Source organism: Blautia intestinihominis, assembly GCF_040096655.1.
Lineage (GTDB): Bacteria > Bacillota > Clostridia > Lachnospirales > Lachnospiraceae > Blautia_A > Blautia_A intestinihominis.
Map to the genome: position 1 here is coordinate 14674 of NZ_JBBMEI010000043.1, position 12583 is coordinate 27256.

The 12583-nt window shown below is 44.8% G+C and carries 13 protein-coding genes; 5 read left to right on the forward strand and 8 right to left on the reverse strand.

Annotation, left to right across the window (positions count from 1 at the left end; genetic code table 11):
* Position 1: 1 nt before the first annotated feature.
* Positions 2 to 448 (reverse strand): MarR family winged helix-turn-helix transcriptional regulator, encoded by a 447-nt coding sequence (locus WMO75_RS12915; RefSeq protein WP_118252362.1) that lies wholly within the window; start codon positions 446 to 448, stop codon positions 2 to 4.
* A 132-nt stretch (positions 449 to 580) separates the two neighbouring features.
* On the opposite strand from WMO75_RS12915, the gene WMO75_RS12920 reads away from it, so the two are divergent.
* Positions 581 to 2074, forward strand: a complete 1494-nt coding sequence (locus WMO75_RS12920; protein ID WP_118252313.1) for a CapA family protein — start codon at positions 581 to 583, stop codon at positions 2072 to 2074.
* A 137-nt stretch (positions 2075 to 2211) separates the two neighbouring features.
* Here the strand turns inward: WMO75_RS12920 and WMO75_RS12925 are convergent, their stop codons facing one another.
* The 5 genes from WMO75_RS12925 to metG all read right to left on the reverse strand — a co-directional run bounded on the left by WMO75_RS12925 (position 2212) and on the right by metG (position 6543).
* Positions 2212 to 2985 (reverse strand): TatD family hydrolase, encoded by a 774-nt coding sequence (locus WMO75_RS12925; protein ID WP_118252363.1) that lies wholly within the window; start codon positions 2983 to 2985, stop codon positions 2212 to 2214.
* Positions 2986 to 2997: 12 nt separating this feature from the next.
* A complete protein-coding gene (locus WMO75_RS12930; RefSeq protein ID WP_022215085.1) occupies positions 2998 to 3438 on the reverse strand; it encodes an MOSC domain-containing protein in 441 nt (146 codons plus the stop codon).
* Positions 3439 to 3472: 34 nt separating this feature from the next.
* The gene (locus WMO75_RS12935; protein ID WP_022215086.1) at positions 3473 to 3964 is read right to left on the reverse strand and encodes a MogA/MoaB family molybdenum cofactor biosynthesis protein; all 492 of its coding nucleotides are present in this window, start codon (positions 3962 to 3964) and stop codon (positions 3473 to 3475) included.
* A 17-nt stretch (positions 3965 to 3981) separates the two neighbouring features.
* Entirely contained in the window at positions 3982 to 4467 is a 486-nt protein-coding gene (gene moaC, locus WMO75_RS12940) for a cyclic pyranopterin monophosphate synthase MoaC (RefSeq protein WP_022215087.1), read from the reverse strand.
* A gap of 117 nt (positions 4468 to 4584) precedes the next feature.
* Positions 4585 to 6543 (reverse strand): methionine--tRNA ligase, encoded by a 1959-nt coding sequence (gene metG / locus WMO75_RS12945; protein WP_118252314.1) that lies wholly within the window; start codon positions 6541 to 6543, stop codon positions 4585 to 4587.
* A 702-nt stretch (positions 6544 to 7245) separates the two neighbouring features.
* On the opposite strand from metG, the gene WMO75_RS12950 reads away from it, so the two are divergent.
* Positions 7246 to 7458: a FeoA family protein gene (locus WMO75_RS12950; protein WP_022215089.1), complete on the forward strand. Its 213-nt coding sequence runs from the start codon at positions 7246 to 7248 to the stop codon at positions 7456 to 7458.
* Between the two features lie 54 nt (positions 7459 to 7512).
* Here the strand turns inward: WMO75_RS12950 and WMO75_RS12955 are convergent, their stop codons facing one another.
* A complete protein-coding gene (locus WMO75_RS12955; RefSeq protein WP_349078171.1) occupies positions 7513 to 10092 on the reverse strand; it encodes a sensor histidine kinase in 2580 nt (859 codons plus the stop codon).
* Between the two features lie 73 nt (positions 10093 to 10165).
* The gene (locus WMO75_RS12960; protein WP_117593674.1) at positions 10166 to 10858 is read right to left on the reverse strand and encodes a response regulator transcription factor; all 693 of its coding nucleotides are present in this window, start codon (positions 10856 to 10858) and stop codon (positions 10166 to 10168) included.
* Between the two features lie 246 nt (positions 10859 to 11104).
* Here WMO75_RS12960 and WMO75_RS12965 point away from each other — a divergent pair, with 246 nt between their 5' ends.
* From WMO75_RS12965 to WMO75_RS12975, 3 genes are all read left to right on the forward strand, one after another.
* Positions 11105 to 11650: an NADH peroxidase gene (locus tag WMO75_RS12965; RefSeq protein ID WP_118252316.1), complete on the forward strand. Its 546-nt coding sequence runs from the start codon at positions 11105 to 11107 to the stop codon at positions 11648 to 11650.
* A gap of 36 nt (positions 11651 to 11686) precedes the next feature.
* Entirely contained in the window at positions 11687 to 12073 is a 387-nt protein-coding gene (locus WMO75_RS12970) for a Fur family transcriptional regulator (RefSeq protein WP_303223715.1), read from the forward strand.
* A 121-nt stretch (positions 12074 to 12194) separates the two neighbouring features.
* Positions 12195 to 12583: rubredoxin-like domain-containing protein (locus WMO75_RS12975; RefSeq protein ID WP_349078174.1), on the forward strand; the 389-nt coding region annotated here is incomplete at its 3' end.

Here is a 12583-nt window from a genome sequence, read left to right on the forward strand (position 1 = left end):
TTTATTTGTCATTTCCATAAGTCCGGAAAAACTTCTGGAGTTTCGTCAATGCCCTTGTCAGCACCTCTGTCTCTTCTTTGTCCATGCCATCAAGCACTTCCATGACCATCTTCTCGTGGAACATCCGATGATGGAAATATGCTTTCTCCCCCTTTTCAGAAAGAGATACCAGTACAACCCTGCGGTCCTCCTCGCTTCGGCTACGCTCTACATATCCCTTCTTGACCAGGTGATTGATCGCGATCGTCAAAGTTCCCACCGTCACAGATACCGCACGTGCCACCGTGGACATATTCTTCGGTTCCCGGATTCCGATCGCTTCGATCACATGCATGTCGTTTACGGAAATATCCTTATATTCTGAGGTGAGCAGCGCACGCTCTTCCACATCCATGATCTCGTTGAACAGTTTTACCAGAACATCATTTACAGTTTCGTATGAATTCATCAGCATACCCCTTCCCTGTCTGTTTCTTTATTATAGCGTAAAGTAATTTGAAACACAAAGCAATTTTTTTAACAACATCTTTTTTTGCTGAGTTTAATTTGCTATAATGGGGAAATGAAAGGAAATAAATTTATGAAAAAAAATAAGAATATACCACTGAATCTCAGGGAACAGATGAATTCCCGTATTGGTCTGATCTGCTCCGTTATTTTACTGCTGCTTCTCGTTGCAGGGTTACGTCAGCTTGACTACAACCTTATCGAGAAACCCAAAGAAGAAGCTGCCAAAGTCGCCCAGAAGGAAGCAGAAGCGGCAAAGAAAGCTGCTGAAGAACCGGAAGTTTCCACAGCAAGTGTGATTGCTGTCGGCGACAATCTTTATCACGGAAGTCTGATCGAATCCGGCGAAAATGATTCCGGAACCTGGAATTATGATCAGATTTATGACAAAGTACGTGATGAGATCCAGGCTGCTGATGTGGCAATGGTCGACCAGGAGACTGTTTTTACTACAGAACATGATGCTGTCAGCTCTTACCCGTCTTTTGCAACTCCTACGGAAGTCGGTGATGCACTGATGAATGCAGGATTCGATGTCGTAGAATCCGCAACAAACCATATCGATGATTATGGAATTGATTTTCTTCAGGAAACCTTTAATTTCTGGAGCAGCAAATATCCGGATGTTCCTGTCCTTGGAATCCACCCGACACAGGAAGATGCTGATACAGTCAAGACACTGGAAGTAAACGGGATTACGATTTCTTTTCTGGATTATACATACGGAACCAACAACGGCGGGGTCGGCGAAGGAAATGAATACATGATTGATCTCTTCGACAAGAATAAAGTCTCCACCATGATCCAGAAAGCCAAAGCCTCCAGCGACGTGCTGATCTTTGTCGCTCACTGGGGCAAGGAAGAAGAACCGATGCCTACGGAATATGAGAAAGAATGGGCCACCTTCCTGATGCAGCAGGGTGTTGATGTCGTAGTCGGCGGTCATCCACATATCCTGCAGCCTTATGGACGGATGTCTGACGATCAGGGACACAATATGCTGATCTTCTACTCCCTTGGAAACTTCGTTTCCACTCAGCAGACCCTTACCGGGCTTCTGGAAGGAATGGCAAGCTTCACCATCCAGAAAACTGTCAAGAACGGTGAAACAACGATCGATATCCTCGATCCGACTGTCAAACCAATGGTCATGCATTATAACAAAGATGAAGGCGTGTTTAATCCATATATGCTCGAAGACTACACCGAAGAACTCGCTTCTCAGCACGGTGTGAAAGACATCATCGGAGACGAATTCACCCTGGCAAACCTCCAGGCCAAATTCAAAGAGATCATGTCCATGAATGTAGAACCATCCACCAGAACAGACCTTCTCGATGTATCCTTCGATTATGAACTCAACATGATCAACTCAGACGGAGACATCGTAGACGACATCTGGTCCACCAGTGCCGACGAATACCTTGCACAGCAGGGAAATTCCGACGGCAGCGACAGTTCCGGGGACTCCTCCGAGGATTCTGAGGATTCGTCATACGATGACTCGTCCTATGATGATTCCTACGATGATTCATACGACGACAGCTACTACGACGAAGACTACTAAAGACTTATTTATCCAAAGACAGGACAGCGCAGCTCCTCCGTCCCATATTCTTTGTTTTTTCTCACCTCCAACATGCGATAACGTAAATGCCGTACTATAGTTGGATAACTCAGTCAACTATAGTACGGCATTGGACCTTATCGCAACAACAGCCTCTCCGCATTCCCTTCCGTCACCGCAATAACCTCATCTTCTGTCACACCTTTGATCCGTGCGATCTCTCTCGCCACATACACCAGATTCCTGGAATCATTCCGCTTTCCGCGATTCGGTTCCGGGCTCAGATACGGACTGTCCGTTTCCAAAACGATCTGATCAAGCGGTGCATACTCCACAACTTCCTTAAGTTTCTTCGCATTCTTAAACGTGACCACACCGCCAATTCCCAGATAAAGTCCCATATCCAGATACTCCCGCGCCATCTCCTTCGCATAAGAAAAACAATGAATGATACCGCCGTACATTCCACCCTTCATGCAATCCTTCACTATGTCCAGAGTGTCCTTCGCAGCTTCCCTGCTGTGGATCATAAACGGCATCTGTGCCTCCCTTGCGATCTCCATCTGTGCACGGAACATCTTTTTCTGAATCTCATGCTCATGTTCTTCCTTGTGCCAGTAATAATCCAGCCCGATCTCACCGACCGCTACTGCTTTCGGCAGTTTACAAAGCTTCCGGATCTCCTCAAGAGTCTCCTCTGTCATCTTATCCGCATCATCCGGATGGATTCCAAATGCACCATAAACAAACGGATATTTTTCCATAAGAGCTTCTGTGTCCTTCAGACTTTCAAGCGAAGCACAGGCATTGACGATTCTGTCAATTCCGTTTTCCTGCATGGAATCCAGAAGTTCCTCCCTGTCTGCCTCAAAAGCTTCGTCATCATAATGAGCATGTGTTTCAAAAATCATATGTGTTTCCAATTATTCATTCTCCTCGATTATCACCAATTCATCTCCTTCATGGATCACGCCTCCATGAAGAACTCTCGTAAAAACGCCCTCTCTCGGCATGATGCAGTCGCCCATCTTCTGGAAGATCGCGCAGCCGTGATGGCATTTCTTGCCGATCTGCGTCATCTCAAGAACTACATCGTTGCATCGAAATTTCGTTCCCACCGGAAGTTTGGCAAAGTCAAAGCCTTCGACTACCAGGTTTTCTCCAAAAGCTCCATCTTCGATCTCGGCACCTTTCGCGCGGAATTCCTGGATCTTGTCATAGGAAAGAAGACTGACCTGACGGTGCCATTTGCCCGCATGTGCGTCATCCTTGATTCCCCATTCTTCTATGAATTCACCTTCCGGTATACGATACTTCTGTGTTCCTTTTTCCTTGCTGATACATACTGCGATTACTCTACCCATAATAAAAAAACCTCCTGTTTCTATTTACCCCTTTTTATTTGCGTGCACAGTTTCCTGCTTCTCCTGTCAGGATCTCGATTCCATGTCCCAGTGCATCGATGATGTATTCCAGACTTTCCTTAACCGCTTTCGGACTTCCCGGAAGATTGATGATCAGTGTCTTTCCTCGGATTCCGGCAGTTGCACGGCTCAGCATTGCTCTTTTTGTGATCGTCATGCTGTATGCACGCATTGCCTCCGGGATTCCCGGTACTCTGCGCTCAATAACTTCTTCGGTTGCCTCCGGTGTAACATCCCTCTCTGAAAATCCTGTTCCGCCTGTTGTCAGGATCAGTTCTGCCATCTCTTTGTCTGCAATTTCCTGCATTTTGCCGGCAAGCATAACCTGATCATCCGGAAGGATGTCCATGGATACAACTTCATATCCCTCGCGTTCTACGATTTCTTTGATCGCAGGTCCGCTTAAGTCTTCTCTTTCGCCACGATATCCTGTATCACTTGATGTGATGATCGCTACTCGTTTCATATTTCCTCCATTTTCTTTTATCTGTTCTCGAAACGGAAATCTCCGCTTTTTCCGCCTGTTTTTTCGATCAGATGGATCTCTGACATGACCATGTGCTTGTCGATTGCCTTGCACATGTCATAAATGGTCAGAAGTGTCACCTGGACACCTGTCAGTGCTTCCATTTCCACGCCGGTTTTGCCCTCTGTCTTTACAGTACAGAAAACGTGGATCCGATTTTTTTGCTGATCCAGTTCGTAATCAATGGAACATTTCTGTATCGGCAGCGGATGACACATTGGAATCAGCTCGGAAGTTTTTTTGACTCCCATGATCCCTGCAACTCTGGCTACGCCGAGGACATCTCCTTTTTTGACATTTCCTGCTGTTACTGCTTCCATGATCTCCGGTCCCACGGAAATATATCCTGTCGCCAGGGCAGTCCTGTATGTGACCTGTTTCCCGGAAACGTCAACCATCACCGCATTTCCATTCTGGTCAAAATGTGTAAAACCCTTTTCCATAAAAAGTCCTGTCTCCTTTTAAATATAAATTCAGGAAGTTCATCATAAACAGTTTCGGCAGAATTTCTGCCCTCTGTCCTGAACTTCCTGAATAAATTTTTTATAGCTTAACAGTCTTTAGCAGATTTCTGCTCCTGCCGGCATTTCTTTCTCCGGTACCATCAGGGACAGGTTTCCGTCTGCATCTTCTGCACAGAGGATCATACCTTCGCTTAAGATTCCTGCAAGTTTGGCAGGTTTCAGGTTGGTAACGACCATAACTTTCTTTCCTACCATTTCTTCTGCGCTGTAGTGAGATTTGATTCCGGATACGATCTGGCGTACCTGGCTTCCGATCTTAACCTGAGAGCAGAGAAGTTTACGGGATTTCTTTACTTCTTCGCAGGCGATGATCTCACCAACCTGGAACTGAAGTTTTCCAAAATCGTCAAATGTGATCTCTGGTTTTGCTTCGATGTCGATCACATTTTCTTCTTTTTTCTCCTCAACCGGCTCTTCTTTCTTCGGATGAAGTTCTTCTACTTTTGCAAGTACTTCTTTGAGGTCAAGACGTGCAAACAGGATCTCCGGTTTTTCGGTTACTTTGTTTCCTGACGGATAGAGTCCGAATGTCTTCAAGTCTTCAAGAGTACGTTTTTCTGCATTTAACTGCGCGAGGATGCGCTCTGTTGTCTCCGGCATGAAGGATTCCAGAAGAGTTGCTCCCATGGTGATTCCTTCAACCAGGTTGTAGAGAACGGTTGCAAGACGATCTTTCTTTGCTTCGTCTTTTGCAAGAGCCCATGGCATAGTCTCGTCGATGTATTTGTTCAGACGTTTGAACAGAGTGAATACCTCTGTCATTGCATCTGCAACACGCAGTTTGTCCATCTTCTCAGCAACCTTGCCCGGAACAGCCAGCGCAAATGCTTTGAGGTCTTCGTCAACCGGTTCAGCAACACCTTTGTTTTCTACTACGCCGCCGAAGTATTTGTTGGACATGGAGATGGTACGGTTTACAAGGTTTCCGAGAGTATTTGCAAGCTCGGAGTTCAGTCTCTCTACCATCAGTTCCCATGTGATGACACCATCGTTCTCGAATGGCATTTCGTGAAGTACGAAATAACGGACAGCATCTACGCCGAAGAAATCTACGAGTTCATCTGCATAGATTACGTTTCCTTTGGATTTACTCATCTTGCCATCGCCCTGGAGCAGCCACGGATGTCCGAATACCTGTTTCGGAAGCGGCAGGTCAAGTGACATCAGGAAGATCGGCCAGTAAATAGTATGGAAACGGATGATGTCTTTACCGATCAGATGAAGATCTGCCGGCCACAGTTTGTTGAACTGTTCAGAGCTTTCGCCGTCGCAGTCATAACCGATTCCTGTGATATAGTTTGTCAGGGCATCCAGCCATACATAAACAACGTGCTTCGGATCGAAGTCTACCGGGATTCCCCATTTGAAGGATGTTCTGGATACGCAGAGATCCTGAAGTCCCGGAAGAAGGAAGTTGTTCATCATCTCGTTTTTACGTGATTCCGGCTGAATGAAATCCGGATGTGTGTTGATGTAGTCGATCAGACGGTCTGCATATTTGCTCATTTTGAAGAAGTATGCTTCTTCTTTTGCTGGAACGCATGGGCGTCCGCAGTCCGGGCATTTGCCGTCTACGAGCTGTGATTCTGTGAAGAAGGATTCACAAGGTGTACAGTACATTCCTTCGTAATGTCCCTTGTAGATGTCTCCTTTTGCATACATTTTCTTGAAGATCTTCTGAACCTGTTTCTCGTGGTCAGCGTCTGTGGTACGGATGAATTTGTCATAGGATGTGTTCATCAGATCCCAGATTCTCTTGATCTCACCGGATACGTTGTCTACGAATTCCTTTGGTGTGATTCCTGCTTCTTCTGCTTTGAGCTCGATCTTCTGACCATGCTCGTCAGTTCCTGTCTGGAAAAATACATCGTATCCTTCCTGTCTCTTGTAACGTGCGATCGCGTCTGCCAGTACGATCTCATAGGTGTTGCCGATATGCGGTTTACCGGATGTATAGGCGATCGCGGTTGTAATATAATACTTCTGCTTGTCCATTTTATTGTTCCTCCTGGATTATAATAAAAAAAGACCCCTTCTCATAGAGAAGACGAGTCCTGCCCGTGTTACCACTTCTGTTCGTTCCTGCCTCGCGGTCAGAAACCTTGTTGGGTACGATTCCATACGGATAATCCGACCAATACTGTAATAGTCTGATAATCTGCTATTGTCCTGATACCCTTCCGCTATAACAGGCGGTCCTGTTGCAGTCTGAATAGCACCGAATTTTATTTCCTTTAAGAAATTACTTTCTGTATGCCAGGAACCCTCTCATTAACATCGATACTCATCTCGACTGCACCTCTCCCAAGCCATCTTCCATCTGCACCTGCACTTCCCTCTCAGCCACGGAAATCTGAAATTTCCTCCGGGGAATTCTCTGTAATGTGGTCAGCAAATGTACTCTCTTGTTCGTTGAGTTTGCTTATATTTTGCGGAAATTCATGTTTCCGCTCCTTTAAGAATAGTAGCATATTTACCTATGTTTGTAAACCGCGAATTTCGGTGTTATAACTATGCATAATCCTGCATATTTAGCACACACTGTCTTCTGTCAGCATCTCCTATCCAATATGAGCAGGGACTACCTAATGTTCCAATTGACGAACATATATTCTTAGTTGTACAATAAATTCAACAAATAAAAAGCAAATTATCTGACACTAACTATTTCTATTTTTCCTCAAAGGAGGTATTTTTATGCAGGCTTTATCACAGACAAATGCAGGCGATACCTGTACTATTAAATGGATGTTCGGCGTTCCGGAAATTCTTGAAACTATGCGAAATATGGATATCAAAGAAGGCAGCACCATCCAGGTCATCCAGAAATGTCGCGACTGGCTGATCATCGGAAGCAATAACCGCCGCCTGGCAGTTGGAAATGAAGTTGCGGATCGGATACAGGTTTAGGATTCAGCAAAAAAGACCTCCTTCTGATATCATTCAGAACAAGGTCTTTTGTTATTATTTCATTTTAAATTCAATCGTCACCTTAAACAGATCCCCATCAAGATACAACTTAAATTCTCCACCCTGGAGCCGGACGAGGTCTTTGGCGATTGACAGGCCAAGTCCGCTGCCTTCGGTGTTTCGGGAGACGTCGCCGCGGATGAAACGTTCGGTGAGTTCGTCTGCGGAGATGTTCAAAGGCTGTGCGGAGATGTTTTTGAGGGAAAGCTGCACGTTTGGCCGGTCAACTTTTACATCGACGTAAACTCTTGTGTTTTCCATCGCATATTTTGATGCGTTTCCAAAAACATTCTCGAGGACTCGCCAGAGTCTGCGGCCATCTGCACAGATGATTGCTTCTTCCTCATCGAAATGAACTACCATCGTCAGATTTCTTTCTTCGAATTTCTCTTCAAATTCTCCAATCACCTGATGTACCAGTTCAATGAAATTCAGGTCCGTCATTTCCAGTGTGGTATTTCCGGTGCTTGCTTTGGAGGCTTCTACGACATCTTCAGTCAATACTTTGAGCCGCTGTGCCTTGTTTTCCAAAACTTCCAGATAACCTCTGATCTTGGGGTCTTCCGGATTCTCGCGCTTGAGAAGATCCACATAATTGATGATCGAAGTAAGCGGTGTCTTGATATCATGGGAGACATTCGTGATCAGCTCTGTTTTCATGCGCTCGTTCTTGAGGCTGTTTTCTACAGCTGCATCCAGTCCCTCTCCAATATGGTTGATATAATCTGCCACCTGTTCCTGTTCACCGGAAAGTTTTTCTGTTGGAATCTTGTATTGGAGTTCTCCGTCAGTGATCTTCTTCAGACCAGCGATGATCTGCTCTCTTCCCCAGGCTTTTTTTACAAGATAATAAAGAACTGCACAGTCCATTACAATCAGCAGAAGAAAAGCAAATGCTGAACCACCATTAACCGTCATTACATAAAACATAAACTGCAAAAATACAAAGATGCCAAATAACAAAATTATTTTGACCCTGCTGATCATATTGCCACCGAGAAAGACAACCAGATCATTACATTTAGAAAAACACTTTCTTACCAATATCAGAACGTGTCGGAGCAGGCTGTCTCTCCAGAGAGATCTTGCCTTGATCCTGCGAACCAGACTCAGCCAGCCGGTCAGGAACCATCCGCCACACCAGATTCCCAGGATGCTGAATCCCGTCACTTTCCAGACCATTCGTATGTCTTCAAAATCCATTGTCTGGACGATCACCGAAGTGCCCAGCAGCCAGATCATAAATATCATCCCTGCCACAATCTCGGTATACCATCTGTCCAGGAAATTCAGATGCACTTTCTCATCTTCATTGTTTCGTCCGGCCCCGATCGTCAGGATCACAAGTCCTGCAAGTGCCAGAACCAGTGACACTACAGAAATTACCATGATCGGCACCAGCCATGGTTCAAACTTCTCATAGACAAGTTTTTCCTGCTTGATCCTGTCTAATACCGGAAAATCTTTATCTACAGAAACGAAATAGAGATAATTTTCCTCACCAAGTCCTGTATTCTCGATCATGCTCTGCCAGTAAGATACTGTCCAGTCTGCGATATTGGAAAATCCCAGGGCACAGTCCTGCAGATCCGGAGCGATCAGCATAAGCGGATCACCACTGGAAGTCAGTTCATCCAGTTTTTTTGCATAATTTGCTGATGTGATGCCTTTTATATTGGTGTACACTTTATCGGATTTTGTGTCTACGTACATGTAGTTAACATTTGTTACACCTGTTGCATAAGTTTTCAGGACTTTTTCACCATAAGAAGCATCACTGTATTCAACCAGAGCCGTGTATAAATACTCATATGCCTTGCTGATATTTCCTTTCCATTCTTCACTGTTGTTTACAACATCAAGGATACTGTCCGCTCCATCCGGTTTGTACGCTTCTTTCAGCGGGGCATCGTTATTTCCACTGGATTCATAATTATACACATCTGTATAAACAACATTCCCGTCCGCGTCGGTAACATATTCCACACCATCATTACGGATTCCTATGTTATCATTGGCGTCACCATAGTACGTATACTCTTTGCCGGAGAGTATGGCCAGTATATCCTTTGCATTCTCTGTCCATCCGTCTTCATCACTGCCAAAAACAAATTTCAGTTCACCAGTAGTAATCTTATCTGCAAAATCATTGTAGTACATATAGTAGTCGCTGCCATCCGGCTGACGGCAGATCAGAACATTTGCACTTCGATCCCAGGATGATTTCTTCGCCCAGTCATACAGATTCCCTGCCTTGTAGGCAAGTCCGGATGTGTTTTTGTGCGTCAGCGTCTTTCCCTTATTCAGCTCCGCAAGATCCACCAGTTCTCCGTCGTCTGCCTGATCCAGGATTTCTCTCTCATTGATCGCATTAATGATCGTATGTGAAAGGCTGTACATATTATCCTGGAAGCTCTGGGAATCCACATAATTTTTGCTGTCCAATGGCTGAACGCCTTTGCTCATGATAAGCACGGATGCCCCGGCTCCCGCGCAGGCTACCGTCACAAAAACTATTGTCAGCAGCACCAGAAGCCCTTTTACACCGCTTTTTCTGTACCATCTTGTCTTCATTTATACCCCATTTCCTTTCTGCTAAATGACTCTGCTATAAACACAGGAGTTTTCCACAGGTCCATTCAGAAAATCAGATCTTTTCCACTTTATACCCAAGTCCCCACACAACTTTGAGGTAGCGCGGCTCCTTTGGATTGATCTCAATTTTTTCTCTGATATGTCGGATGTGAACCGCTACCGTATTATCTGCCGCGATCGCTTCCTCTTCCCAGATACTCTCATAGATCTGATTGATGGAAAAAACTCTTCCCTGATTTTTGACCAGAAAAAGAAGGATCCTGTACTCGATCGGTGTCAGTTTGACTGCTTCTCCATCGACAGTAACTTCCTTACGGTCATCATCGATCATCAGTCCGCCCGTCTCGTAAACATTTCCTCTCTTTTCTGCCATTGCACCCAGCTGCGTATATCTGCGAAGCTGGGATTTTACCCTCGCCATCAGTTCCAATGGGTTAAAAGGTTTCGTCACATAATCATCTGCGCCGACATTCAGTCCGAGGATCTTGTCTGTATCCTCTGATTTTGCAGATAAAATTATGATAGGAAGAGCGTTTTTTTCGCGGATCTTCAATGTTGCCCGGATTCCGTCCAGCTTCGGCATCATCACGTCGATGATCAGAAGATCCACCGGATTATTCTGCAAAACCCGGATCGCCTGTTCACCATCGTATGCTTTGAGAATGTGATGCCCCTCCTGTGCCAGATAGATTTCTATTGCCTCCACGATGTCTTTGTCGTCATCACATACCAGTATCTCTGCCATTTCCCTTGCCTCCTGTGTTTTCATGTTTTTACTATACTGCTTAAGAATTAATATCTATGGGGTAAAATATTAAGACTTTCTTATTTTTTTCGCTTTTCTATTGTATCAGAAAATCCGTCTGAAAAAAATATATTTTCCTTGTTGACAAATCTATACCATTATGGTACAGTATAGTCACAGCAAGAAAACAATAACGATTACTATTATTAAATAAAACAAACTTAATCAGAAAAGGAGATCAAGATTATGGCAAAATGGGTATGTAATGTATGTGGATATGTTTATGAAGGCGATGCTGCTCCGGAGGTATGTCCGCAGTGTAAAGCTCCTGCTTCCAAATTCACAGAGCAGAAAGGCGAGATGACATGGGCTGCTGAACACGTTGTTGGTGTTGCTCAGGGCGTGAGCGAAGATATTCTCGAAGACCTGAGAGCGAACTTCCAGGGTGAGTGCTCTGAGGTTGGTATGTATCTCGCAATGGCAAGAGTTGCCCACAGAGAAGGCTATCCGGAAATCGGTCTTTACTGGGAGAAAGCAGCTTACGAAGAAGCTGAGCACGCTGCTAAATTCGCAGAACTTCTCGGTGAAGTCGTTACTGACAGCACAAAGAAAAACCTTGAGATGCGTGTAGAAGCTGAGAACGGTGCTACTGCTGGTAAATTCGACCTGGCTAAACGTGCCAAAGCTGCTAACCTTGATGCGATCCATGACACAGTACATGAGATGGCTCGCGATGAAGCTAGACACGGCAAAGCATTCGCTGGATTACTGAAAAGATACTTCGGAGAATAATTTAAGGAACTGATTTACAGAAAGGAAACGCGATATATGGCTACATTGAAATACAGTCGTCAGCGAGAATCGATCAAAGAATTTCTCATGACCCGTAAGGATCACCCTACCGCAGATGTTGTTTATGAAAATATGAAAAAAATCTACCCCAACATCAGTCTGGGAACCGTATATCGTAACCTTTCTCTGTTATCTGAGATCGGTGAGATCCAGAAACTGTCCAACTTCGGCAGTGCAGATCATTTCGATGGTTGTGTTGAACCACACTGTCACTTCATGTGTACAACTTGTGGAGATGTCCTGGATCTGGAAACAGAGGGTATGGACGATCTGATAGAGAAAGCCGGTCGAAACTTTTCCGGCAAGATCACAGCATGCGATATACGATTTTTCGGAACTTGCCCGAAATGTATGAACAAATAATGTATTTTCAGACATTTGCTTGACTTCGAGCATTCAATGTGATAGATTGAAACTACAGTTATTGAGAATTATTACTATTATTAAACAGAACTAACTTAATTAAGAAAAGGAGATCAAAATTATGGCAAAATGGGTATGTAATGTATGTGGATATGTTTACGAAGGTGACGCTGCTCCGGAAGTCTGTCCGCAGTGTAAGGCTCCTGCTTCCAAATTCACAGAGCAGAAGGGCGAGATGACATGGGCTGCTGAACACGTTGTTGGTGTTGCTCAGGGTGTGAGCGAAGACATTCTTGAAGACCTGAGAGCTAACTTCCAGGGTGAGTGCTCTGAAGTTGGTATGTATCTGGCAATGGCAAGAGTTGCCCACAGAGAAGGCTATCCGGAAATCGGTCTCTACTGGGAGAAAGCTGCTTACGAAGAAGCTGAGCATGCTGCTAAATTCGCAGAACTTCTCGGTGAAGTCGTTACTGACAGCACAAAGAAAAACCTTGAGATGCGTGTAGAAGC